Origin of the sequence: Thalassospira sp. UBA4513, from assembly GCF_002388495.1 — a bacterium.
Classification (GTDB): Bacteria; Pseudomonadota; Alphaproteobacteria; order Rhodospirillales; family Thalassospiraceae; genus Thalassospira; species Thalassospira tepidiphila.
In genome coordinates this window covers 43250-67813 of sequence record NZ_DGMR01000030.1, presented here as the reverse complement: position 1 = coordinate 67813, position 24564 = coordinate 43250, and the positions used below count along the sequence as shown (strand labels likewise).

The 24564-nt window shown below is 53.9% G+C and carries 25 protein-coding genes, 3 tRNA genes and 1 riboswitch; of the genes, 19 read left to right on the top strand and 9 right to left on the bottom strand.

Annotation, left to right across the window (positions count from 1 at the left end; translation table 11 throughout):
* Positions 1-313, bottom strand: a 313-nt coding sequence (locus B2T33_RS11895; protein WP_286792081.1) for a TGS domain-containing protein, incomplete at its 3' end; no start/stop codon positions are given.
* 354 nt (positions 314-667) lie between these two features.
* On the opposite strand from B2T33_RS11895, the gene B2T33_RS11890 reads away from it, so the two are divergent.
* A complete protein-coding gene (locus B2T33_RS11890) occupies positions 668-1855 on the top strand; it encodes an MFS transporter (RefSeq protein WP_286792080.1) in 1188 nt (395 codons plus the stop codon).
* 62 nt (positions 1856-1917) lie between these two features.
* Here B2T33_RS11890 and B2T33_RS11885 read toward each other — a convergent pair whose 3' ends face one another.
* A complete protein-coding gene (locus tag B2T33_RS11885) occupies positions 1918-2607 on the bottom strand; it encodes a DUF599 domain-containing protein (RefSeq protein WP_286792079.1) in 690 nt (229 codons plus the stop codon).
* A gap of 172 nt (positions 2608-2779) precedes the next feature.
* Between B2T33_RS11885 and B2T33_RS11880 the strand changes: the two genes are divergently transcribed.
* From B2T33_RS11880 to B2T33_RS11870, 3 genes are all read left to right on the top strand, one after another.
* Positions 2780-3265, top strand: a complete 486-nt coding sequence (locus tag B2T33_RS11880) for a hypothetical protein (protein ID WP_008890721.1) — start codon at positions 2780-2782, stop codon at positions 3263-3265.
* An 85-nt stretch (positions 3266-3350) separates the two neighbouring features.
* On the top strand, positions 3351-4145 hold the full coding sequence (locus B2T33_RS11875; RefSeq protein WP_197147541.1) for a peptidoglycan DD-metalloendopeptidase family protein: 795 nt from the start codon (positions 3351-3353) through the stop codon (positions 4143-4145).
* Positions 4146-4496, top strand: a complete 351-nt coding sequence (locus B2T33_RS11870) for a DUF1491 family protein (RefSeq protein WP_197147540.1) — start codon at positions 4146-4148, stop codon at positions 4494-4496.
* Between the two features lie 76 nt (positions 4497-4572).
* Here B2T33_RS11870 and B2T33_RS11865 read toward each other — a convergent pair whose 3' ends face one another.
* Complete coding sequence (locus B2T33_RS11865; RefSeq protein ID WP_063089685.1) at positions 4573-4893, bottom strand: peptidylprolyl isomerase; 321 nt, start codon at positions 4891-4893, stop codon at positions 4573-4575.
* A 194-nt stretch (positions 4894-5087) separates the two neighbouring features.
* On the opposite strand from B2T33_RS11865, the gene yaaA reads away from it, so the two are divergent.
* Complete coding sequence (gene yaaA / locus B2T33_RS11860; RefSeq protein ID WP_197147539.1) at positions 5088-5864, top strand: peroxide stress protein YaaA; 777 nt, start codon at positions 5088-5090, stop codon at positions 5862-5864.
* Positions 5865-5888: 24 nt separating this feature from the next.
* The gene (locus B2T33_RS11855; RefSeq protein ID WP_197147538.1) at positions 5889-6953 is read left to right on the top strand and encodes a glycosyl transferase family protein; all 1065 of its coding nucleotides are present in this window, start codon (positions 5889-5891) and stop codon (positions 6951-6953) included.
* Positions 6954-7012: 59 nt separating this feature from the next.
* On the opposite strand, the gene B2T33_RS11850 is transcribed toward B2T33_RS11855, so the two are convergent.
* On the bottom strand, positions 7013-7555 hold the full coding sequence (locus tag B2T33_RS11850; protein WP_252724127.1) for a DUF924 family protein: 543 nt from the start codon (positions 7553-7555) through the stop codon (positions 7013-7015).
* A gap of 150 nt (positions 7556-7705) precedes the next feature.
* Positions 7706-7902: riboswitch (cobalamin riboswitch) on the top strand.
* A 170-nt stretch (positions 7903-8072) separates the two neighbouring features.
* Between B2T33_RS11850 and B2T33_RS11845 the strand changes: the two genes are divergently transcribed.
* From B2T33_RS11845 to B2T33_RS11810, 8 genes are all read left to right on the top strand, one after another.
* Positions 8073-8870 (top strand): DUF4198 domain-containing protein, encoded by a 798-nt coding sequence (locus tag B2T33_RS11845; RefSeq protein ID WP_197147536.1) that lies wholly within the window; start codon positions 8073-8075, stop codon positions 8868-8870.
* Positions 8871-8886: 16 nt separating this feature from the next.
* A complete protein-coding gene (cbiM, locus tag B2T33_RS11840; RefSeq protein ID WP_197147535.1) occupies positions 8887-9564 on the top strand; it encodes a cobalt transporter CbiM in 678 nt (225 codons plus the stop codon).
* Positions 9557-10153, top strand: a complete 597-nt coding sequence (locus B2T33_RS11835; protein WP_252724126.1) for a cobalt ABC transporter permease — start codon at positions 9557-9559, stop codon at positions 10151-10153. The genes cbiM and B2T33_RS11835 overlap by 8 nt, the downstream gene beginning before the upstream one ends.
* A complete protein-coding gene (gene cbiQ, locus B2T33_RS11830) occupies positions 10150-10947 on the top strand; it encodes a cobalt ECF transporter T component CbiQ (protein ID WP_286792078.1) in 798 nt (265 codons plus the stop codon). Before B2T33_RS11835 ends, cbiQ begins: the two co-directional genes overlap by 4 nt.
* Complete coding sequence (locus B2T33_RS11825) at positions 10931-11638, top strand: energy-coupling factor ABC transporter ATP-binding protein (RefSeq protein WP_197147534.1); 708 nt, start codon at positions 10931-10933, stop codon at positions 11636-11638. Before cbiQ ends, B2T33_RS11825 begins: the two co-directional genes overlap by 17 nt.
* A gap of 36 nt (positions 11639-11674) precedes the next feature.
* Positions 11675-13090: an MFS transporter gene (locus B2T33_RS11820; protein WP_286792077.1), complete on the top strand. Its 1416-nt coding sequence runs from the start codon at positions 11675-11677 to the stop codon at positions 13088-13090.
* A 183-nt stretch (positions 13091-13273) separates the two neighbouring features.
* Positions 13274-14767, top strand: coding sequence for a hypothetical protein (locus B2T33_RS11815; RefSeq protein ID WP_197147532.1), 1494 nt, complete (start codon positions 13274-13276; stop codon positions 14765-14767).
* 120 nt (positions 14768-14887) lie between these two features.
* Positions 14888-15325 carry a MerR family transcriptional regulator gene (locus B2T33_RS11810; RefSeq protein ID WP_063089670.1) on the top strand — a complete coding sequence of 146 codons (438 nt, stop codon included), beginning with the start codon at positions 14888-14890 and terminating at the stop codon, positions 15323-15325.
* A 78-nt stretch (positions 15326-15403) separates the two neighbouring features.
* Here B2T33_RS11810 and B2T33_RS11805 read toward each other — a convergent pair whose 3' ends face one another.
* The 5 genes from B2T33_RS11805 to B2T33_RS11785 all read right to left on the bottom strand — a co-directional run bounded on the left by B2T33_RS11805 (position 15404) and on the right by B2T33_RS11785 (position 19236).
* On the bottom strand, positions 15404-18094 hold the full coding sequence (locus B2T33_RS11805) for a bifunctional acetate--CoA ligase family protein/GNAT family N-acetyltransferase (RefSeq protein ID WP_286792076.1): 2691 nt from the start codon (positions 18092-18094) through the stop codon (positions 15404-15406).
* Positions 18095-18329: 235 nt separating this feature from the next.
* Positions 18330-18644, bottom strand: coding sequence for a hypothetical protein (locus B2T33_RS11800; protein ID WP_063089667.1), 315 nt, complete (start codon positions 18642-18644; stop codon positions 18330-18332).
* Positions 18645-18714: 70 nt separating this feature from the next.
* Positions 18715-18790, bottom strand: a tRNA-Asn gene (locus tag B2T33_RS11795).
* Between the two features lie 292 nt (positions 18791-19082).
* Positions 19083-19158 (bottom strand) — tRNA-Asn (locus B2T33_RS11790).
* Positions 19159-19162: 4 nt separating this feature from the next.
* Positions 19163-19236: transfer RNA gene (locus B2T33_RS11785), tRNA-Cys, on the bottom strand.
* A gap of 532 nt (positions 19237-19768) precedes the next feature.
* Here B2T33_RS11785 and B2T33_RS11780 point away from each other — a divergent pair.
* The 5 genes from B2T33_RS11780 to B2T33_RS11760 form a co-directional block, all read left to right on the top strand.
* Complete coding sequence (locus B2T33_RS11780) at positions 19769-20422, top strand: protein-L-isoaspartate O-methyltransferase family protein (RefSeq protein ID WP_008890969.1); 654 nt, start codon at positions 19769-19771, stop codon at positions 20420-20422.
* Between the two features lie 13 nt (positions 20423-20435).
* Positions 20436-20756 carry a rhodanese-like domain-containing protein gene (locus B2T33_RS11775; protein ID WP_231959732.1) on the top strand — a complete coding sequence of 107 codons (321 nt, stop codon included), beginning with the start codon at positions 20436-20438 and terminating at the stop codon, positions 20754-20756.
* Between the two features lie 144 nt (positions 20757-20900).
* Positions 20901-22253 carry a TolC family outer membrane protein gene (locus B2T33_RS11770; protein WP_286792075.1) on the top strand — a complete coding sequence of 451 codons (1353 nt, stop codon included), beginning with the start codon at positions 20901-20903 and terminating at the stop codon, positions 22251-22253.
* A gap of 119 nt (positions 22254-22372) precedes the next feature.
* Complete coding sequence (locus tag B2T33_RS11765) at positions 22373-22987, top strand: DUF2497 domain-containing protein (RefSeq protein WP_286792074.1); 615 nt, start codon at positions 22373-22375, stop codon at positions 22985-22987.
* 90 nt (positions 22988-23077) lie between these two features.
* Positions 23078-24564, top strand: a 1487-nt coding sequence (locus B2T33_RS11760) for a valine--tRNA ligase (RefSeq protein ID WP_286792073.1), incomplete at its 3' end; no start/stop codon positions are given.

The following is a 24564-nucleotide window of genomic DNA, read 5'->3' as shown; positions in this document are numbered from 1 at the left end:
CGTAATAGAAACCGTTCTCGATCGACGGGCCAATCGTGACCTGCGTATCGGGATAAAGTTCCTGGACGGCTTCGGCCATGACATGCGCACAATCGTGACGGATCAGCGGCAGAACTTCCGCATGGCCCTTGGTCACGATTTCGATAGTCGCGTCAGTGTCAATCTCGCGCGCGAGGTCGCGCACTTCACCGTTGACGATGATGGCAAAGGACTTCTTTGCCAGCGAAGAACTGATGCTTTTGGCGACATCGAAACCCGATACCGGGCCGTCAAATTCGCGCACGGCACCATCGGGAAGGGTCAGGGCAATCATGGTTGGCTCAACTCTGCTTTATCTGCGGGCATAATTCAGGAATGCACATATAGGACCCGCATGTTTACGCGGGGTAAATGCACAAGAAAAGGAATTTCAGGATGAGGTCAAGTTCGCTCTTTGAAAAAAGCGACTTTCGGGACAGCACGAACCGCCGCAACGCCAATCAGGCGTGCAGTGTTTTTGGCGGTATTCAACTTTTTGTCGGCAAAGCCGTGCATTGATACTATCCCGTAAGGTGAAGACTTAATATAACAGGACAAACTTGTAGAGCAAGACGCAAGCCTTTGCCAAAGGCAGGTTTTGTTCAACACATTATTACGGCGCCACCAACGCCATCGAAGGGAGCCCCAAATGTCGAGCCCGGAAGTTCGCCGGAACATCATGATTTTGAGTCTGTGCGTCGCGTTGTCTGCCAGCGCGATGTCGTTGATTTTCACGGTCGCCGCTGTGATCGGCTTTTCGCTGGCCAGTGACAAATCCCTTTCAACCCTGCCAGTTGCCTTCATGATGATTGCCATGATGGCGATGACGGCCCCGTCGGCGGTTGTCATGGCCAAGATGGGCCGAAAATTCGGGTTCTGGATGGGGGCGACCATTGCCATGATGGGGGCAGTGTCGGGTATGGGCGCTGTCTACTACGCCAATTTCTGGCTGCTTTGTGTGGCATGTGCCTGCATTGGTGCTGGCAATGCCATCGCCATGCAATACCGTTTCGCCGCCGCAGAAGCCGCGCCGGTGGAATTTCGTGCACGTGCGATTTCCTACACCATGCTGGGCGGGCTTGCCTCGGCCTTTATCGGGCCGAACCTGGCAAGCTTTGCGCGGGACTGGTTTGAGACGATCCCGTTTCTTGGCACCTTCGTTGCCCTGATCGGCTTGCAGTTCCTGTTGGTGATTGCCATTGGTCAGCTGCGCTTGCCCGATATGCGCGGGCACAAGCATGCTGAACCGGCACGCCCGCTATCGACCGTGATGGGTCAACCCGCCGTTATTGTTGCGATCATTGCAGGCGCGCTTGGCTATGCGGTCATGAGCTTTGTGATGACGGCGACACCGCTTGCGATCCTTGATTGCGATTACGCGTTCGGTGATGCCGCCTTTATCATTCAGTGGCATGTGGTCGGCATGTATGCGCCCGGTTTCTTTACCGGTAACCTGATTAAGCGATTTGGTGCGCTCAAGGTCATTCAGGCCGGTGCAATCCTGAACTTTGCCTGTCTTGCGGTTGGTCTTGCCGGACAGGACTTGATCGGCAATTTCTGGGTGTCGTTGGTACTTCTCGGCGTTGGCTGGAACTTCATGTTTGTCGGTGCGACGACGTTCCTGACCGAAAACTACCGTCCGTCCGAACAGGCACGGGTACAGGCGATCAACGAATTTTGCGTGTTCGGCACCGTTGCGATTGCATCACTGTCGGCAGGCACGATCTATGCCGGGTCCGGATGGGGCACGCTGCTTTACAGTGCCGCTTTGCCGGTTGGTCTGGTGTTGCTGATCGTTGCGACCTTCGCGATCCGACGTAAGGCACAAGCAGCCTGAAGACAGGACTGTGATAGATAAAAAAGGGCCGCATGTGCGGCCCTTTTTCGTTGCGGTGACGATCAGTGATGACCGCTCAGGATATCGAGCGCGTGCGATCGGAATTCCCGATTATAGAGAACCAGCGTCACCCAGGTCGCACAAACAATGAAGGCAAGCGGATGATAGAACCACCCCAATGCCGACAGCGCAAAGAAATAGGCGCGAATTCCGCGGTTGAAGTTGTGGGCCGACATCATGCTCATGCGTGATGCACGTGCAGCCGCGCGGGCCGCATCTGGCGCGTCGGCTTCCGGGGCGGCACCGATCAGGATGGAGCAATAGTTGGATAACCGAAACGCCCACGTGAATTTGAAGAAGGCATAAATAAAGATCACGATCAGCAACACCACCTTGCACTCCAACACAGCTGGCGTGGTGACAGCGGCAAAGGGCAGGGCAGAAACAGTTTCAATCGCCTTGTCGGTATAACCAAGGAGCGCCATCAGACCGATCAGGACCAGAATGGTCGTCGAGGAAAAGAAACTGATGCCGGTAATCAGGTTGCTGGCGATTGATGTATCAACCATCCGGATGTCGCGTTTGAGCATCTGTTCCATCCAGCGATGGCGATTGCGTGCCATATGGGCGGAGATGGAGTTGCGGCGTCGCGAACTGGCATCGGCAAAAATCGTATAACCAACCCACCAGGCAAACGCCCAACAAATTGCGACAACATCAAGAAGCGTGAAGGTGGGCATAACGGGTTCCATTCAAAGCCGTTCCATCAGATTTATTCTAATCCTAGTGATAATGCGCTATCGTTCGCAATATTGTTTGCCACGCAATGTGATGGATGCATAGCAGATGGTCATGTCACCAGTCCGGGTTGAGTTTTCCCGCAATCCAGAGTATCAGCAGCGCAAATTTTGATTGGAGAGCGACATGAGCGATCTTGAAAACGATCTCGGCGACGACATCGACTTCGAAGAATTCGAAGCCCATACCGAAAAGCTGCTGGAAGACGGTCGCACCAAGGACGACCTGTTCGAGTTCATTGGTTTCATGAACATCAACGAAGTCGGCACGCACATGATCGCGGCCGAAATGGTGCTTGATGAAGATGCCATCGACCAGATGAGCAAAAACCTGCGCAAACTCGAAATCGATCTTTCACCCCTTGGTGAGCTTACCGGCGGCCTTAAGGGTGGCGAAGACGTCAAACGCGCCCTTGGTGCCCTGTTCCTGGAACTGGTCGAGCTTTGCGAAATTGATGAAGATGACGAAGACGCCGGCGAGCTTTCCGAAGAAGCCCTGCTGCTGTTGAACTTCATCAAACGCTTCAATCCGCAGATGCGCCGCCTGACGGTTGCACTGACCGACACCGATGATGATGATGTGTCCTGCGAATATGAAGTGACCAACTGGTAAGCCAAGGCTTGCCGTTCGGGCAAAAATTAATGTAGCTAAAGGCAGGGCATCGTTCCCTGCCTTTTTCTGTTTCGGAGCCACCACCGTGACCGCCTTGCGATCGACTGCTGTTGCCCAACGTCTTCAATCCTATCAGGACCGCTTTGCAAATGGCGAGGAGCCGATGCCAGAAGCCGCAAACCTGCGTGCGTGGATCGATGAGAACCGAGATGTTTTTCACTCGGTCATGGAATGCGACCTCAAAACATGCGCGAAGATCGTTTACGACTTTTCTTCAAACGGCGATGTGGTGATTGGTGGCGAGAGCGATCCGGCGCGCCAGACCGAAATCATGTGGCAGCAACTGGCCGATGCCAATGCCCCGGTTGGCATTGGGCGTTATCGCGAAGACCGCATCTGTTATCAGTCCGAACAGTTCAAAAACGATGGCGAGGCCCGCAGTCAGCACCTTGGTATTGATCTGTTCGCACCGGCATATACCCCGGTATTTGCGCCATTGGACGGTGTTGTGCATAGCTTTGCCGATAACAACCTGCATCTGGATTATGGGCCGACCATTATCTTGCAGCATGAACCGTCCGAGGGTATCAGGTTCTATACGCTCTATGGTCATCTCAGCCGCGAATCCCTGGAAGGGCTTTACAAGGGCAAGGAAATCAACGCCGGTGACATTCTGTGTCGGTTTGGCGATTTCCCGATCAATGGCGACTGGATCCCGCATCTGCATTTCCAGATCATCTTTGACATGCTGGGGCGCGAAGGGGACTTCTTTGGCGCTGCCAAACCGTCTGAATGGGATATCTGGGAAAGTATCTGCCCCAACCCGAACCTGATCCTGCAAATGCCCGAAAACGTGACCGCGTCACGGGAAGGGGTATAGATGCAACCGCGTCTGAAAGCCGGGTTGTGGATGCGCGCGCAGATCGCGATTTGCCAGTCGAACCTGATTACGGCGATGGTTGTCCATAAGGGCAACGAAGATGCAGGCGCCGTGCTTGTGAAGCTCAACCGGTTTGATGCAGGGTGCTTTGTCTATTCACGTGTGACGACACTTGATGGGGAGCTGGGCTGGATGCTGGTGGCCGGTGGCCCGGATGGGGACCGCGAAACTGAGTTTGCCTGCGATGAATATTGGCGCAAACAAATTGGCTATGATCCGGATGTCTGGGTGCTGGAAATCGAAGATCACAAGGGGCAATACGAACTTGATGCCCCGGTTGTCGATTTCTGACAGGCGCGTCTGAAAAAGAAAAAGGCTGGCAATCAAATGCCAGCCTTTACGTTTTGCATCACGCGGAAGCGATTGCTTATGCGGTGCGCTGCAGCAGGTGGTAACCGAAATCGGTCTCAACCACGTCAGACGTCGAACCAACTTCCATGCTGAACGCAGCAGCATCGAATTCCGGAACCATCATGCCACGGCCAAAGAAGCCAAGGTCGCCGCCCTGCTGGCCGGACGGGCAATCGGAATTGGCTTTTGCCAGTTCCGCGAAATCAGAACCGTTTGCGATCTGATCTTTCAGCGCGTTGATTTCGGTCAGGGCTTCGTCTTTGGTGCGGGTGGCGGTCGAACGTGCCGAACCGGCATACATCAGAAGAATGTGCGACGCGCGAACTTGTTCACTCATAATGGGTCCTTTCATCCGTCAAAACTTGCAACCGACGGATTTTCTGCAAGATTAGAAGTTTATGGATAACGCTAAGGGTCCAAATCCATGTACAGCCGTATACTCCTGTACATAGGGTTGGACCCTAGACATTGCCCATGCCTTGTGGCTTGTTACGACAAATCGAACCGAGATGAAAGAGAAGAGGCAGATTGATGCTTGCTGTTGTGTCCCCGGCCAAGAAGCTGGATTTCGAAACAGACGTCCCGGAAATGTCTGTTTCTCAACCCGCATTTTTGGACGACACCGAACAACTTGTTGATGTCGCGCGCAAAAAAAGCCGCAGCGATTTGATGAAGCTCATGGGCATCAGCGAAAACCTTGCCGATCTGAACTATCAGCGTTTTCAGCATTTTTCGCGTCCGTTTAATAGCACCAACGCCAAACCGGCGATCTTTGCATTCCGCGGTGATACCTATGTCGGCCTTGATGCCGATACCATGAAGGCCGAAGACATCGACTGGGCAGAGGACCATTTTCGGATGCTTTCGGGCCTTTATGGCCTTCTGAAGCCGCGTGATTTGATGCAGCCATACCGTCTTGAAATGGGAACGCGCCTTTCGAACCCGCGGGGCAAGGACCTTTACGCGTTCTGGGATGATAAGCTTTCAAAAGAAATCAACGAGATTACCAAAGGTCACAAGGACCGTAGCCTGATCAATCTCGCCTCGAACGAGTATTTCAAATCGATCAAGACCAAGGTCCTTGATGGCCCGGTAATTACGCCTGTGTTCAAGGAAGTGAAGGGCGGTACGGCCAAGGTTGTCGGCTTCTCGGCAAAGCGTGCGCGTGGCATGATGGCACGCTATATGATTGACAATCGGCTCGAAGACCCGCAAGAGCTCAAGAAGTTTAATGTTGATGGCTATCGCTATCAGGATGACCTCTCGACCGAGACAGAGTGGGTCTTCACGCGTATTCACGATCAGTAACACCAACTATTCCGGTGAAACCATATGACCGACGAGCATCTTGAACAGCTCGAGGATGAGAATGTCTTACCAGAGGCGCATCCGTTTTCTGGCTATCTGCGCACGTTTTTCCGTGGGCCGGGCCGTTCGCGCAGTCTGACCCGCGAGGAGGCATTTGATGCGTTCTCGATGATCCTGCGCGACGAGGTCGAACCGATCCAGCTTGGCGCATTCCTTTTGATGCTGCGCTACCGTGCTGAAACGCCCGAAGAACTGGCTGGCATGATCGAAGCTGTGCGCAAGGCCGCGCGCCTTGAACCGGATGAAGACAGCAAAGATGACGCGCTTATGCGTCCTGCGCTGGATTGGCCATCCTATGCGGCCGGTCGGACCCGTGGTCTGCCTTGGTTCGTGCTGTCGGCGCTTTTGCTGTCACAGAATAATGTTCCGGTGCTGATGCATGGCTATAACTCGCATCTGGTCAACGGGATCAGCACAGAAGTTGCCATCAAGGCGCTTAAGCTTCCGATTGCCATGTCTGCAGAAGAAGCGCGTTCTGATATCGCATCGAAGGGCTTTGCATATCTGCCGCTGCGTCACATGCATCCCAAACTGCAGGAGCTGATTGGATTGCGTCCGATTCTTGGGTTGCGCAGTCCGGTCAATACGTTACTGCGTTTGCTTAATCCGTTGCATGCGCGTGCAGCCTTCCTTGGTGTGTTTCATCCGGCGTTTCTTGATGTCCATCGTGAAACCGGCAAGCTCTTGGAACTTCCACGCATCGGTGTGATCAAGGGCGGTGGCGGCGAAGCCGAAAGAACACCCTATAAGCATGTCGATCTGCGCATGCTTGATAATGGTGAGCTGAATGATGTTCGCTGGCCCGCATTGCTGTCGAAAACCGAGAAAGACGGCGAAGAACAAAGCCCTGTGTCGCTAAAGCACTTCCTGGCTGTCTGGCGTGGCGAGGTAGAAGATATTCCTGCCGAAGCCAAGATCAAGGGCAGTGCTGCCATGGCAGCCTTCCTTGCCGGCAAGGCGGATTACATGGATGAGGCAGAAAGCCTTGTGCAGGGCTGGTGGGATAATCGCGACCGTGATGTCGGCTGATGTTCCGTGATCAAGTGAGATCGAATAAAAGGGACGGGAAACCGTCCCTTTTTTAATGCTCAGAACGATGATCCGGGTTCTTTGAGAAACGCCACTTCCTCTGCCGTTGATGGACGACCCAGTATTTCATTGCGGTGTGGATAGCGGCCAAACCGGTCAATGATCTTCTTGTGTTTCAGCTCGAACTCGGAATTGTGCTCAAGGCCGGGCTGTGAAAACAGGTCAACCGCCACTTCATGAATGATTTCGGATTCTGAGTGCATGTAGGGCATATACAGAAATGCCTGTTCCTGCGGTGTGACCAGTTTGCGATCCAGCCTCAAGGAAACAGCTTCCTGTGCCAGCACCAATGCCATTGGATCTGATGCAAAGGACTGTGGCTGATCGCGGTACATATTGCGTGAAAACTGATCAAGAACGATGATCTCGGCAAGTCGTCCATGGGCGGTTTTGCGCCAGTTAAAAAGCTCTCCGGCCGTGGCGGCGGCATGAAAATCGGCAAAGCGTTCCGCGATATGGCGATCGAGGGCTTCATCCTTGATAAACCACTGTTTTTCTTCGAGTTCCTTGAACCAGAAAACAAGAACCGTTTCAGGTTTCATAATGTTTCCACCCATCTGATTGCAGGCTTTTGCGGCCCGTCGGCAAAATTGCGGGTGATCTTCGCGCCCGGTTTAAGGCGCGTCAAGCCATCCGCAAAAAGATTGTCATGGACCATGGGGCAGGGAGTTGACAGCAATCCGTCCGGCGTGGATTATGACATTGTCTTTGGTGTTGATCCGATTGGACCAACTTAAAAGGGAACGTGGTGCGTCATGCATGACAAAGCCACGGCTGCCCCCGCAACTGTAAGCGGTCAGAGCATTGCATATGCCACTGGTGCAAACCGGGAAGGCGCATTGCTTTTCAAACCGTGAGCCAGGAGACCTGCCTTTGACTGCCGGGTGCTGATTGCCCGGTATGAAACTGTTGGACGCCGGGGTGAGCGTCAGGTTGCAGGGGTACAAACGGTCTTTTGAAGATCCGCAATCTTGCTTCCAGCCATCCTATCGTTCTTTGTCCTGACCCTGTGCGTTGGGCCGTTGGCCTGCGTGCATCGTTTGAGAAAGAGACGATTATATGTTTAAGACCCTTGGCAGGCTTGCGATTGCAAGCGCCTGCGTGCTGTCGGCGACCATGCCGGCGCATGCGCATTTTCAATTGGCCTATACGCCGAACGTAAACGTGACCAAGGCCGGGGATCAGCCGGTAAAGCTGATTTTCTGGCACCCGTTTGAAAACGGCCATGTCATGGATATGGCCGAGCCGTTTGAATTTTATGCGGTTAATCGCGGTGAGAAAATTGATCTGAAATCAACGCTTTCGCCGATTACTTTCACCGGAATTGCCAACTCGGCAGCGGCCTTTGACGCAACTTTAACACTGCGCCGCAGCGGTGATTACGTCATGGTGGTGGTCCCGGCACCGTATTTCGAAGAAAGCGAAGATATCTTCATCCAGCAGATCACGAAGTCCTATGTGAACCGCAATGAAATTCCGACCGACTGGATGGAACCGCAAGGTCTTAAAACCGAAATCCTGCCGCTTAATCGACCAACCAACATCATTGCCGGTTCGACCTTTACCGGCCGTGTGCTAAGCGAAGGCCAACCTGTCGCCGGTGTTGAAGTCGAAATCGAATACATGGCAGCAGAACCCGATATGGCCAGCAATACCCCCAAAAGCCCAACGGCATCGCCAATGCCCGGCGGTGCGGTTGTGGCCATTTCCGATGAAAACGGGTATTTCACTTTTGGTGTCCCCAAGGCAGGCTTTTGGGGATTTGCAGCACTTGGCAGCGGCCCTGAAAAAGAATTTCAGGGCAAGGAACTTTCACAGGATGCAGTCCTGTGGGTTCGCGCCTATGATGTGAAATAGGCGAGGGACAAAACAGATGCATATTGTTGATGGTGCGCTGGCACCGGAAGTCTTGATTGGCGGGGGTATTCTTGCAGTTGCCGGGCTTGGCCTTGGACTGCGTAAACTGCCAATCGATAAAATTCCTGCTACCGGGGTTTTGTCGGCAACATTCTTTGTTGCCTCGCTTATTCATGTGCCGGTGGGACCATCCAGTGTGCATCTGATCATGAGCGGTCTTGCCGGGCTCGTGCTTGGCTGGACCGCGTTTCCGGCACTTTTTGTCGGTCTCTTGCTTCAGGCGGTTTTCTTTGGCTTTGGCGGTTTGACGGTTCTTGGCGTCAATACGGTCAATATCGCCTTTCCGGCTGTGCTGGCGGGGCTTTTGTTCCGGGGAATGGTGTCGCGCAGCAACCCGGTCGCAGCCGCCGTGCTTGGTGGATGTGCCGGTGCATTTTCCATCGGGCTGACAACGGTGTTTGTCGCGATTTCGCTTGCGCTCAGCGGTGATGCGTTTGTCCCGGCGGCCAAGCTGGTCTTCTTTGCCCACATTCCGATCATGGTGGTCGAAGGGCTGGTTTCAGCGGCATCGGTATATCTGATCGCCAAGGTCAAACCGGCCTTGCTGCAACCCGCCGATCAGACATCGGGTTTCGAGATGCAGCCAGCAGCATCCTTGCGTGCAAAGCAGGCGGGCGAGGCATCCAATGGCTAGATCACTCATGCTGGTCTTTGCGCTTGGCATGCTTGTGGTCGGCACCACACCTGCACAGGCGCACAAGGTTATCGCATCCCTGTTTCCAAGCGGTTCAAACGTCGAAGGTGAAATCGGTTTCTCCAACGGTGTCATGGCCGAAAACACGCTTGTTGAGATCTTTGATCTTGATGGCAACAAGATTGATGAAGTTACCACTGATGGTGATGGTTTCTTTGTCTACACGCCAAGCCAACAAGTTGATCTGCGTTTTCGTGCCGATCTCGGGGCAGGGCACGTCGCCGAGGCAATCTTTTCCATAGCGGACCTAGCGGGTGCTGATGAGGCTGCGCAAACAGTATCGTCAAAGGCGCCGACAGCATCGGGGGCAGGGTCAAAGGCTGAGCCTGCAATTACTCACGAACAGGCAGAAATCATTGCGACCATCGTGCGTGACGAATTGCGTCCGCTCAGGCGCGAGCTCACCGCCTACAAGGAAAAGAATGATCTTCAATCGATTCTGGGCGGCATTGGCTATATATTCGGTGCCTTCGGGATCATTTATTACATCGCTGCGCGACGGCTAAGAGCAAAAGCACCCAACGCATGAGCCACCTTTTCGGACATGATCAACCCCTGAGCGTTCAGGCACATGGCGGACAATCACCGTCATTCGTCGGGACGTTCGATCCCAGGGTAAGGGGGGTCGCGGCCTGTGTTTTTGCAATCGTCGTGGTGGCTCTGCATCAGATCGAGTTTGCACTCGGTGCCTTGATATTTGCTGCCATTACCATGAGCCTGACGGACCTGCCGCTGCGCGTAACCCTGAAACGCATGGCGGCGATGGACGGGTTCATTATCGTCATGCTGGTAATGTTGCCGTTTACGACCCCCGGAACACCGATGTTTTCGGTCCTTGGGGCAGAGGCCAGCAAGGAAGGCCTGATGCATGCCATTCTTGTCGGCATACGGGCCAATGCGGTTGTGCTTATGATGCTCAGCCTGCTTTCGGGTATGACGCCGGTGACACTTGGTCACACGCTATATCGTCTGAAATGTCCGCCGGTTCTGGTGCATCTGATGATGTTTACGGTGCGCTATATTTCGGTGCTTCATGACGAATATCATCGTCTTCGCATGGCGATGAAACTTCGCGGGTTTAAGGCCCGCAACAATGCCCATACCTACCGGTCTTTTGGCTATTTGTTTGGCATGTTGGTCGTACGGTCGCTTGAACGGGCCGAACGTGTGCTTGAAGCTATGAAATGCCGCGGGTTTAGTGGGCATTTCCCGATGATTGATGATCTGGCATTCAAGCGTCGGGACGGTGCATTTGCCGTTTTCTTTCTTGCCCTGATTATTGCCCTTGTCCTGATGGATCGCATGTATGTCGTCGCTTATTGAATTGAATGATATTTCCTATGGTTATCGGGCAGGGCAGAATGTGCTTGATCGTGTCAGTCTGACGCTTGATCCGGGTGAACGACTGTTCCTTGCAGGGCCGAATGGGGCTGGTAAAAGCACGCTTTTGCGTATTCTTGTCGGCCTGATTAAGCCGCATGCAGGTGAAATTCGTGCCTTTGGCACCCCGCGGGTTACCGATGCCGAATTTCACGATTTACGCTGCCGGGTTGGTTTTATCGTGCAGGATCCCGATGACCAGCTGTTTTGCCCAACCGTGATCGAGGATATTGCCTTTGGTCCGCTAAACTTGGGTGCCAGCCGGGACGAAGCACTTGCGATCGTGGATGAGGTCCTGGATCAACTGCATCTTAAACACCTGCGTGAACGCATTACCCATGAGCTTTCTGGCGGTGAGAAACGGTTGGTTTCTGTTGCTGCTGTCCTTGCAATGAAGCCCGATGTTTTGCTGCTTGATGAGCCGACAAACGCGCTTGATGAAGAAAACCTGCGACGGCTTGAAGAAATCCTTCTGGGGCTGCCACAAGCCATGATCCTTGTCTCGCACGATCCGCATTTCAGACGGAAACTTGCAACGCGGATCATTGAATTGCGCACGGGAAAAGTGCTTCAACTGCCAGACAAGAAATGTATGGCCAGCGAACGTGCCAACCAGGCCGAGGCCGCATCCTGAGGGTCCTGTGCCTCGGACGAGAATGAAAGGGCGGTGATGACATCAAACCTATCCCCGTTTTCCCAACCGGCCTTTCGCTATCTGTTTTCCGCCCAGATTACGTCCCTGATCGGGACCGGGCTGACGACGGTGGCGCTATCGCTGTTGGCTTATGATCTTGCCGGTGACGACGCTGGTCGGGTGCTTGGCTCCATCCTTGTTTTGAAAATGGTGGCCTATCTCGTGATCGCGCCGGTGGCTGGGGGCGTGGCCCATCTGTTGCCGCGTCGGATGTGGCTGGTCGGGTTGGATGTGTTGCGCGCCGGGATCGTGCTTTGTCTGCCCTTTGTTGATCAGGTCTGGCAGATTTTCGTTCTGGTGTTTGTTGTAAACGCGGCCTCGGCCGCCTTTACCCCTGTGTTTCAGGCGATCATCCCGGAAATTCTCCCGGATGAAAAGGCATATACCAAGGGGCTTTCTTACGCGCGATTGGCCTATGACCTTGAAAACCTGGTGAGCCCGGCCTTGGCCGCGGCCCTTTTGGTTGTTTGGTCGTTTGACAGTCTGTTTTTGGCCAATAGCCTGACCTTTGCGATTTCGGCTTTGCTAATCATGACAGCACAGATCCCGCAGGCCGCACCGACGGATCGGACTGGTGGCATTTATGCCAATACGGTGTTTGGCATTGTGGCTTATCTCAAGACGCCGCGTTTGCGCGGGCTTCTGGCTGTATATGTCGCCGTGTCATCGGTTGGGGCAATGATCATCGTCAATACCGTGGTTCTGACGCGCGGCATTCTTGGCGGGACAGAGTTGCTGACGACAAGCTTTTTGGCCTGTGCCGGCGCCGGATCAATGAGTGCGGCATTCCTGATCCCGCGATTGATTAAACGTGTTGGTGAACGCCATCTGATGTTGGCGGGTATTGTCGCTGCGGCGGTCGCGATGTTGCTTGGCGGTGTCTTGATGATTTCAGATTTGGCGTCGGTCATCGCCTTTGCAATTCTGTGGCTGATTGCCGGTGCTGGGACAACATTTGCCCAAACCCCCAGCGGTCGGCTTGTGCAACGGTCTGCCGGGGACGGGGATCGTTCTGCGTTCTTTGCTGCCAACTTCGCGTTATCGCATGGCGGGTGGCTGTTTGCTTATGGCATCGTTGGCTGGCTTGGAAGTTTGGCGGATTTGTCAGCGGCTTTTCTGGCATCCGGGGGCATGGCAATCGGCTCTGTGATTGTTGCTGTCATGCTCTGGCCGAAGGAAGACAGGCTTGAAATCAAACACAGTCATCCGGGGTTCTGGCACGAACATCCGCACGACCATAATGACCCGCATCACGTCCATATTCATGAAGATGCGGCCGAGACAGACAAGCACCGGCATCGGCACTTCCACCCGCCTGTAACCCATAAACATCGTTTTGTGATCGACAGCCATCATACAAGATGGCCGATGGAAAGCGGCGATCGCGTCTAGGTAACACGCGCTAAAACCGGAATGTGAGGAAAACTCAGTTTTGCGTTTTGCACGGTACGTGGTGACATTTCAAAAAGTATGAGGATATGAATTCGGTTGCCTCCAAAGCACGACTGAAACAACATACTTGGCCTCTGGTTGTTTTGCGTTATGGTTTTGCAATCCAAACAGGGAGGGCGGGTTATGGAAGTTGTGTATGTATCAGCAGACGGGCAAGAACATTGGATTGATGCCAAAATCCGCCCGACATTGACCCTTGATCAGGCGATTGCGCAAAGCCGGCCCGGACAAATGATCCGGATGATCGCGGGGGATTATTGCTTTGATGAGCCCTTGCGTTTCCCGCGCAGTGGAACGGCTGATCAACCGATCATTGTGCGCGGCGAACCCGATGCGATAATCGACGCGGCAAAGCTTCCTGATTCTTCCGTTTCGGCAAGCAATCCGGGACGGGACGGTTATGCCGTTTTCCAGTTGATTGATGTCGCGCATATCCGGCTTGAGCTTTTTACCATCAAGCGGGCTTGGCCAAGTGCGGTTTATATCGAAAACAGTCAGCATCTGGCGTTTCGCGACCTTGATATCACCGACGGCACCTATGCCTTTTATGCCAACGGCGAGCAAACCCGCGGCATCTCGATCACGGATTGCCATTGGGTCCAAAACCCCGATATCTGGCGTCAGATTCGCTGGGATGAAATTCATGACGGCAAGGACGAAGACGGCAATGTTATCGAGGTCGAGTATCGCTACCTGAACGGGGCGTTCTTTGGGGCTGATGATATTAGCGGGGATGTCGAAATCATCCGAAACGATATCTGTGATTGCTATAACGGCGTTCGGATGGATGTATCCCAACATAATCTGGATGCACCCGTGGGCAGCTTTAACCGCGATGTCAGGATCTTTGACAACCGGTTCAGATATATCCGCGACAACCCGATAGAGCCCGAAGCAACCGCCGTTGGCTGGTGGATCGGCCGCAACCGGTTTTATAACTGCCACAAGCTGTTTTCGCAGGACGGTGTGCGTGGCGGGTTCTGGTATTATTTCGGCAATATCTGCTGGTTTGACAGCCGCCCGGGCCCAGAAGGGGACGAGAATAACGGCGGTGCTGTTTTCAAACTGGGCAAGGGCGGATCAGTGGCCCAGCCGGATTATGTTTCCGCCTGCCTGCACAACAGCTTTTTCCTGCGCCAGAAATACATCAAGAAGGGTACGACGCGCGGTCTGATCAATGCCCGCAATGCGATTGAACATGCCGATCCGGCAAAACTCCCCGAAGACCTGATGCCATTTGATCAGACATTCTTTGGTCCGGCCGACAAACTTTCGCTGTCGGCGGATGGTCCATTGCCTGTTTCGTTTGAAGGCGATCTTGCCAACCATCGGACATATCCGGAGGTGTTTGATCCCTATGACGGCGTTTTGCGTGATCCGCGCGTTTCCGATGGGCCATTGTTCGAAGATGGGCTGTCCGGGCGTTTTGATCTTCGCGCGCAACACCGCGAAGGGTATTGCGACACACTTAGCATCCCGATGCCAGATGGCGGGACATGGTTGTCTCACCGTGCATTCTGGCCAGGTGCATTGACAGATGGGGAGATCTTCGAGGGACCGGACTATGTTCCTGTCGATCTTGATTACGTTCGAAGTTTGCCTGTTTACAATGAATGACAGGACGTCTTCGTAACGCCCGGCACCCGATGTTATGGCCTTACGTATGCGTAAATCAGTTGACTGGGATGTCGGAATGTTGCGATGGTGACGCACCGCATTCAACAAACAAGAAAAAACATGAACGATAAGCTTTATAGCATTACCGAGCTGGCCGAAGAATTCGACATAACGCCGCGTGCGATCCGGTTTTACGAAACCAAGAACCTGCTTGCACCGCAGCGTGCCGGTGCGACGCGCGTCTATAATTATCGCGATCGGGCGCGGCTGATGCTGGTGCTGCGTGGCAAGCGACTTGGTTTCTCGCTTGAGGATATCAAGGAATATATCGATCTCTATGACGCAGACCGCAGTCGGACGGAACAGCTTGCGCATCTGATGCTGGTTGGACGTCGCCGGATCGAAGAGCTTGAACAGCAGCTTGAAGACGTGCAGACAACCTTGCAGGAACTGCGCACGATTGAGAATGAAGCAATTGATTCGCTTCGTGAAAAGGGCATCGACCCGGAAAAGGCCGTTGCCGATATCAAGGCCAAGCTTGTCGCAGAAACCGCCTGAATTTATTGAAGATTATGCCTGAAACGAAAAAGCCCGGTATTTCACCGGGCTTTTGTTTTTTGGCCATGAAGATGCAGCTTATTCCGGGTCACGCTGCAAGGGCAGGGTGACTTCAAACACTTCTTCATCCGGGATGAATTTTCGGCTGAAACCAAGGCTTTCACAAAGGGTCAACATCCGACGGTTATTTGGCAGAACCTGGCCGATGAAGGTTTCTGTGCCCTTGCGACGGCAGAATTCGATCATCTTTTCCATCAGAATACGGCCAAGGCCTCGGCCCTTGATATCGGAGCGCACCATAATGGCGTATTCGGCTTTCTCGTTATTCGGATCAATGACGACCTGAACGATACCGTGAATTTCGCCTTCCTGATCACCGTTTGGCAGGATGGCAAGGAAGGCCATATCGCGGTCGTAATCAAGCTGCGTCTGACGGGCCATTTCCGAATGCGGCAATTCACGGACCGAGCCGAAGAACCGGAAATGAATATCTTCCGGGGTTAGCCGCGACATAAACTCGTAGTGGGCCGGTTCATCTTCGGGCTTGATCGGACGCAGCAAATAGGTCGTCCCGTCATCCATCACCACCTTTTCCTTCAAATGGCGCGGGTAGGGATGAATGGCGAGGCGCTGTTCGTCGCTTACAACCTTTGGCGTTACTTTTATCCGGGCATCCAGCGCAATCACACCTTCACGGTCGGCCAGAAGCGGGTTCATATCAAGCTCGACAACTTCGCCCAACTGCACAACCAACTGCGAAAGCCGCACTAAGGTCATGTAAAGCTCTTCAAGGTTGACCGCCGGGACATCGCGGTAACCTTGCAGAAGCTTATGAATGCGTGTGCCTTCGACCAGTTCACGGGCAAGCTTCATGTTCAGCGGCGGCAAGGCCATGGCGCGGTCACGAACGACTTCGACCTCGACACCGCCATGCCCGAACAGGATCACGGGGCCAAAGATCGGGTCGGTGGTCATGCCAACAATCAATTCACGCGCGCCGTCACGTTTGACCATCTCCTGAACGGTGAAACCGCGCAGGCGGGCTTCCGGGAATTTCTTGCCAATAACGCGCTGCATTTTTTCGGCCGCAGCACGGACTTCCTCGCCGTTTTCAAGGTTCAGGATAACGCCGCCGACATCGGACTTGTGGCTGATGTCGTCCGACAGGATCTTGAGTGCGACCGGGCGGCCGATCTTTTCTGCCTTGCTAACGGCATCGTCAACATCAAGGGCGGCATAGGTTTTGACAGTGTTGATGCCAAAGCATTCCAGAACCGATTTTGCTTCCGGTTCGGTCAGCATGTGACGTCCGGCGTGAATGGCGGCATGAATGATGCTGCGTGCCTTGTCGACATCCGGTGTGTAGTCATGCGGCACCGAAGGCGGCGTTTCCATCAAGAGTTCTTGCAGCTTGCGGAAATTGACCATGTGTTGGAAGGCGGCAACAGCATTTTCCGGCGTGCGATAGGTCGGAATACCAGCCGCATAGAACATGTTACGCGCCTCAGCCACGGTGGCCTCGCCAACCCAGTTGGTCAGGATGTTTTTCTTGCTGTTCTTGATCGTGTCGATCACACCCTGTGCGACTTCGACCGGATCGGTGATGGCCGTCGGGGCATGCATCACCAGCAAGCTGTCGATATTCTTGTCCTTCAGGACAACGTCAATGGTCTTGGCATAACGTTCACCCGGTGCATCGCCAATGATATCAACCGGGTTTGCGTGCGACCAGGTCGGCGGCAGGACTTCGTCAAGGGCTGCAATGGTTTCGTCGTCAAGGTGGGCCAACTGGCCATGTCTTTCGATCAGGGCGTCAACCGCAAGCACCCCGATCCCGCCACCGTTTGTCACGATACCAAGCTTGTCACCACGGAACGGGCGCATGCGCGACAGCGTTTCAGCTGCCGAGAACATCTCACTCACCGTGTATACGCGCAAAACACCGGCCCGTTTGATGGCGGCATCAAAAACGTCATCAGCCCCGGCAAGCGCCCCGGTGTGGGACGCGGCCGCCGCAGCACCCTCGGCAAAGCGACCGGATTTGATGCACAGGATCGGTTTGTTGCGCGATGCGGCACGGGCGGCCGAGATAAAGCTTCTGCGTTCGTGAATGGATTCAATATAAAGCATGATCGCCCGGGTATCGGGATCCGAGCCCAGATAGTCGATGACATCGCCAAAATCGACGTCATCGCATTCACCCAGCGAAATAAAGTGGGAAAAGCCGATTCCACGTGCAGCAGCCCAGTCGAGAACGGCGGTACACAGGGCACCTGATTGCGAAACAAAGGCAATCTTGCCATTGCCAATGCTTTGATGGCTGAAACTGGCATTCAGGCCAATGCCCGGCACCATCAGGCCAAGGCAATTCGGACCAAGCAGGCGCATCTTCTTGGAGGCCGCGATATCAAGCATCGCCTGTTTGACCGTGCGGTTGTCATCATACTGTTCCGCACTGAGGCCAGCGGTCAGGACAATTGCCGCAAGGCAGCCTTTTTCGGCCAGGCATTCCATAACGGGAACAACGCCTTTGGGCGGGACACAGATGACGGCAAGCTCTGGCACCACGGGCAAACTGTTAACGTCGGGGTAGGCCAGAACGCCACCGATTGACTGACTGCGTGGGTTAACCGGCATGATCGGCCCGTCAAATCCACCGGCAAGCAGGTTCTTCATTATCACGCTGCCGACCGAGTGCGGCCGATTGGAAGCGCCAATCACGGCGACTGATTTCGGTTTAAACAGATGATCGAGGTTGATTGTACTCATCGCCAGTTTGCGCCTTGTCCTGTGTGGGCCGGCCAGATTTCGGCCAACTCGCCCTATATGGTGATGCGTGCGCTGTTTTTTCAGCGCACCATCATGATGCAGTGCGATATTTTAGAGCGATGCCAATTATATTGATTTGCTGTGCATCAATAAAGCGCTGCAAACACGAAGTTTTTATGGCAGTGCGATGCAGCAGGCTATGGGAGGCGTGAAGTGCGGAGATGTGGCGTCGCGATTAATGCACGTGACCATGATGTCCGTCGTCAAATCGCTCGGACTCTTCAAGCCAGGCTTCAACTTCATCCTGTGAACTCATGGCAAGCGCGATTTCAAGGTCGGCTTGGACATGCGCCAGACTGTCGAACATTGGGCACCAGCCAAACGCCTGTATCCGGGCATCGGTTGTCGACGAGATCGTGAACAGATCCCCGTCAATCGGGTGTACCAAGCCATGAATGACTCCGCCTTCGCCCGTGATCAACCATCCGCGGGTCGGTCCGGACAGGGTGGCGAGTTCAACTTCGCGAAGGTCGATTTTGATGGTTTTCATGGGGCAAACATCCGTGTTTTGACGTTCAAAAGCAAAAGGGACCGAACATTACGTTCGGTCCCTTTTTAATTGGCTCCGGCAGCAGGACTCGAACCTGCGACCCAATGATTAACAGTCATTTGCTCTACCAACTGAGCTATGCCGGATCAGGCGCTGCGCGTCTTTCGATGCGCGTGGCAGGTGTATAATCAAACAGTCCGAGGCCCGCAAGACCTTTTTTGAGAAAATCCGGCCAAAATTGCGTCTTTTTTCAACATGGTCGCGACAGGTTATCGGCAGGCGCGATAATGACGTAAACCATTTCCCAACTGGTTGAATTGAATTGCGTAAAGCGCATCATGCTCTGGGGGCGGGAAGGGGCAAATCACATTTGGAATAACTGCGGAATGATATTGGCCCGAAAAGCAAAAACCCCCGGAACTTAGTTCCAGGGGTTTATGGCTCCGGCAGCAGGACTCGAACCTGCGACCCAATGATTAACAGTCATTTGCTCTACCAACTGAGCTATGCCGGATCAGTGGAGGCGCGAGCCGGAATCGAACCGGCGTGCAAGGATTTGCAGTCCTCTGCGTAACCACTCCGCCATCGCGCCTTCGCGTTGGCTGGAGCGGTGTATAGCCTCAACAAACGCACCCCGTCAAGCACCCAATTTTACATTTTTCTGAAGGCTTGGGGATTAGTGCTAAGAAAAAGAAAAAACGCCCGGGAAAACCTTATGGAGGGGCTCAAGTCCCTCAACATATGAGAAGTCTATTGCCGCAACGAGGTTATTCCGTTGCAGCACCAACGCGTGCGGTGCGGATGTACTATAAACTTGGTTGGACGCTATTGCGTTGTATTCCGGCGATTGTTCAAAAACGTTTGTGTGAAGAACAAGACGCTCGCGAACTGCTCGCGCAGCGCCCGAACTTTTCTGCAAAGAGAAATAGTGAGCTGGGGAGGATGGTGTCTTCGTTCAAAGAACAAAAGAACATAAATCTGCGCTCAAAGAGTAGGTTGAGCTTGATCCGTGGTTGTCAGGTGCTTAAGTGCTGACTATAAACAGGGCAATTGCCGCAGCCGTCTTTGGGGACAACAAGAAGACTGTGGTCTGTTTCTCGCGAGAATTTTCAGGTCAGATAATCATGGATTACCAAATCGCGCGCCATAACATGGTGGAAAATCAGGTTCGGACCAACAAGGTTACCGATCCGCTGGTCATTGCAGCGATGGAAGGGGTTCCGCGCGAACTGTTCCTGCCGGAAGGCAAGCGCGGCGTTGCTTATATCGATGAGGATATCGCCGTGGGCGCCGGGCGTTTTGCCATGGAGCCGATGGTGATTGCGCGCCTTATGCAAAATGCCGAGATTGCTGAAACGGATGTTGCCCTGGTGATTGGTGCCGGGTACGGCTATTCCAGCGCGCTGATCTCGCGCGTGGCAGAAACCGTGGTATCTGTCGAAAGCGACAAGGATATGGCTGCTGCCGCCGAGGCGACCTTCCAGAAGCTAAACTATGACAATGTCATTGTTGTCGAAGGTGATCTCGCATCAGGGTATGCCAAACAGGCTCCTTACAACGTCATCGTCTTCGATGGCGCTGTTGCAGAAGTTCCGGCGGGTATCCTTGAACAGGTTTCCGAAGGTGGTCGTTTGCTCGCCGTGGTGCGTGAACCGGGCAAAGTAGGCGTTGCACGCCTTTACGAGCGCGAAAACGGTGTCATCGGGCATCGCGATCTGTTTGATGCGAACATTCCGTATCTTCCGGGATTTGAACCGGCAGAAAGCTTTGTATTCTGATTGAGGTTTGACGGTGCTCGACATCAGTTGTGCTGAACTTGCGTCACGGCTTGATGCGAATGCACCGATTGCCTTGCTTGATGTCCGCGAAGATTGGGAACTTGAAATCTGCGCGATAGATCAGGCGCTCCATATTCCTCTTTCCCAACTATCGGGAAGGTTGGATGAACTGGCGCCTGATATGCCTTTGGCGATCATTTGTCATCATGGCGTTCGCAGTCGCCATGCGGGCCTGTTGCTTGAGGATCATGGATTTAAAGAGCTTTTTAATGTTCGCGGCGGTATAGATGCATGGGCGCTTGAAGTTGAGCGCGATATGAGCCGCTACGATTGAAAACGGCGATGACGGAGAAACGGGGCAAATTACTTTTTTTTGATGCAAATGCCTCTTTTCTTGGAAAATTTTCCTTCCGTCGTTACCATACGTGAAACTGCGCCGGGGTCGGGACTTGGTGTAGGATTTTACAAGGGTAGATAAATGATCAAACGGTTCTTGCTGACCTGCAGTATTCTGGCGACCGGCGGCGTTGTTGCCAGCGGCGCTTCTGCAGAAAGCCTGGAAGACGCACTTATCAAGGCGTACCAGAGCAACCCGACACTCGAAGCCGGTCGTGCAGCACTTCGTTCGACCGATGAAGAAATTTCCTCGGCATTGTCAAACTGGCGGCCGAGTGTAAGCCTTTCTGGTAGCGCAGGCGTTCGTGATACCGAAACAGAAGTCAACGGTACGAAAACAGATAACAGCCTGACGCCTTATACGGTTGGCCTCAATGTCACGCAGCCGCTTTATCGTGGCGGCCGTACCACGGCAGAAACCGAACGTGCAGAGGCCCGCATCAAGGCTGCCCGCGCGTCGCTGCGTTCGACCGAGCAGGATGTCATGCTGCAGGTGGCAACGGCGTATTTCAACGTTCTGCGTGATACTGCGGTTGTTGAGCTTAATCAGAACAACGTGCGTGTTCTGGAGCGTCAGCTTGAAGCGACCCGTGATCGTTTTGATGTTGGCGAGGTGACCCGTACGGACGTGTCCCAGGCCGAAGCACGCCTTGCAGGTGCAAAGGCTAACTTGATCTCGGCACAGGGTGCCTTGGCCAATACCCGGGCGCAATACGAGCGCCTTGTCGGGAATCCGCCAAGCGATCTTGAAATTCCCAATGCACTCTCGGGACTTCCGACAAGCATTTCCGATGTTCTGACGATTGCACAGGGCCAGCACCCTGATGTCTTGCAGGCAATTTACAGCGAAGAAGCTGCTCAGTCCGACATTCGTCTGAGCGAAGGTTCGCTTTATCCGGAAGTAAGCCTTGCTGCCGGTGTTGAGCGCCAGCATGAAGCGTCAAACGATGATTTCACGTCTGATACGGCGGACATTATCGCTTCAGTCTCGATTCCGCTGTACCAGCAGGGAGCTGTTTTCTCGAACGTGCGTTCGGCAAAGCAGACCGCCGGTCAGGCCCGGATCCAGATTGATGAAGCGCGCCGTTCCGTAATCGAAAACGCAACCAGTGCTTGGGAGACGCTTGTCACAGCACGTGCAAGCATCGAATCGCAGCAGGCACAGGTATCATCGGCTGAAGTCGCCCTTGATGGCGTTCAGCGTGAAGCATCGGTTGGTTCGCGTACCGTTCTTGATGTTCTTGATCAGGAACAGGAACTGTTGCAGGCACGTGTGGATCTTGTGGGTTCGCGCCGTGACGCTGCGGTTGCCGAGTTTCAGGTTAAGGCTGCCATGGGGGCGCTTAATGCGCAGGTCCTTGGTCTGCCGGTCGAAATTTATGACACTGAGTCCAACTATAACAAGGTCAAGGACCAGTGGTGGGGAACGGATTGATTGGTTGATGGTCGGGACAGGGTGGCGACATCCTGCCTTCGAACTTGGGTCGGATCGGTCTGGTTAAATGACACTAGTGCGGAAGTTTAATTATGAGTGACGGGCAACAAGAACCTTCCATGGAGGATATCCTCCAGTCCATCCGCAAGATTCTTGCCGATGAGGGGGATGAAGAAAAACAGGAAGCTGCTCCTGAACCCGAACCGACGCCGGAACCGGAGCCAGAACCAGAGCCCGAGCCGGAACCAGAACCCGAGCCTGAAGAAGAAATCGACGAACTTGTGCTTGACGAAGAGCCTGAGGAACTTGAGTTCGAGGAAGAACCCGAGGAACTGGAGCTCGACGAGCCGGAAGAAGAGGAAGAACTCGAACTCGACGATATGCTCGATTTCGATGAAACCCCTTTGGATGAGGAATTTGAAGAGCCGGAACCGGAACCAGAGCCCGAACCGGCAATGCCAGCCCTTTACGATGATGAAGACGACGAACCGCTGATTTCGAATTTGACGGAATCGACGGCCACCGGAACCATCTCGGAACTGGCGCAAGCTGTTGCAAAGAAACGCGCAGTTGCCCTTGGCATCAACGCGGGTCACGCGACCCTTGAGGATCTGGTGCGCGATATGCTGCGTCCGTTGCTTAAGGAATGGCTTGACGAAAACCTTCCCTATATGATCGAACGCCTTGTGAAAAAGGAAATCGAGCGGATTGTGAACCGCGCCGAAGACCTGTAGGCGAGCCGATTTTGACATTCGAGCGGCGCGCCAACGGTGCGCCGCTTTTTCTTTGGATAAACAATTAAACCCGCAGCGGATCAAAAGACCATGTTGGAGAAGACCTACAACCCGGCCGATGTTGAAGGCAGACTTTACGATAAATGGGAAAAAGCAGGGGCATTTGCCGCTGATCCGGCCTCGAGTGCCGATCCCTATGTCATCATGATGCCGCCGCCCAACGTGACCGGTAGCCTCCACATGGGGCATGCACTGACCTTCACGCTTCAGGATATCCTGGTCCGCTACAACCGGATGAACGGCAAGGATACCCTTTGGCAACCGGGTACCGACCATGCAGGAATCGCGACCCAGATGGTCGTTGAACGCCAGCTTGGCGAACAGAACGTCACACGCCATGACCTTGGCCGTGAAAAGTTTGTCGAGAAGGTCTGGGAGTGGAAAGAGAAATCCGGTGGCACCATCACCAATCAGCTGCGCCGTCTGGGCGCGTCGCCCGATTGGCCGCGTGAGCGCTTTACCATGGATGATGGCCTGTCGGCTGCGGTCCGCAAGGTGTTCGTTAAGCTGCACAAGGATGGCTTGATTTACCGCGACAAGCGTCTGGTGAACTGGGATCCGAAGCTTCTGACCGCGATTTCCGACCTTGAAGTCGTTCAGAAAGAAGTCAAAGGCCATTACTGGCATTTCAAATACCCGATCGAAGGCCGTGACGGCGAGTTCATCACCGTTGCGACCACACGTCCCGAGACGATGCTGGGCGATACCGGTGTTGCAGTCCACCCGGATGACGAACGCTATCAGGACCTGATCGGGAAATACTGCATTCTTCCGATTGTTGGACGTCGCATCAAGATCGTCGCCGACGAATATGCCGATCCGGAAAAAGGATCGGGTGCTGTTAAAATCACACCGGCGCATGATTTCAATGACTTTGAAGTCGGCAAACGTGCTGGTCTGGAAAAGATCAACATCCTTGATGATTATGCGCGCATCAATGATGAAGCGCCCGAGGAATACCGTGGCCTTGATCGTTTTGAAGCCCGCAAACTGATCGTCGCAAAGATGGACGAGCTCGGTCTGCTTGAAAAGATCGAGGATACCGTTCACATGGTTCCATACGGCGACCGTTCGAACGTTGTGATCGAGCCGTATCTGACCGATCAGTGGTTCGTAAATGCCGAAGTTCTTGCCAAGCCCGCCACCGAGGCGGTTGAAGATGGCCGCATTCGCTTTGTGCCGAAGAACTGGGAAAATACCTATTTCGAATGGATGCGTAACATCCAGCCATGGTGTATTTCCCGTCAGCTTTGGTGGGGCCATCGTATTCCGGCATGGTTTGGCCCCGATGGGGAATTCTTCGTTGAAGAAACCGAAGAAGAAGCCATGGCAGCTGCCAAGGCGCATTACGGCAAAGATGTCGAACTGACCCAGGAAACAGACGTTCTTGATACCTGGTTCTCATCTGGTCTGTGGCCGTATTCGACGCTGGGTTGGCCGGACAAGACCCCGGAACTTGCCAAATATTATCCGGGCGATGTTCTGGTCACCGGGTTTGACATCATCTTCTTCTGGGT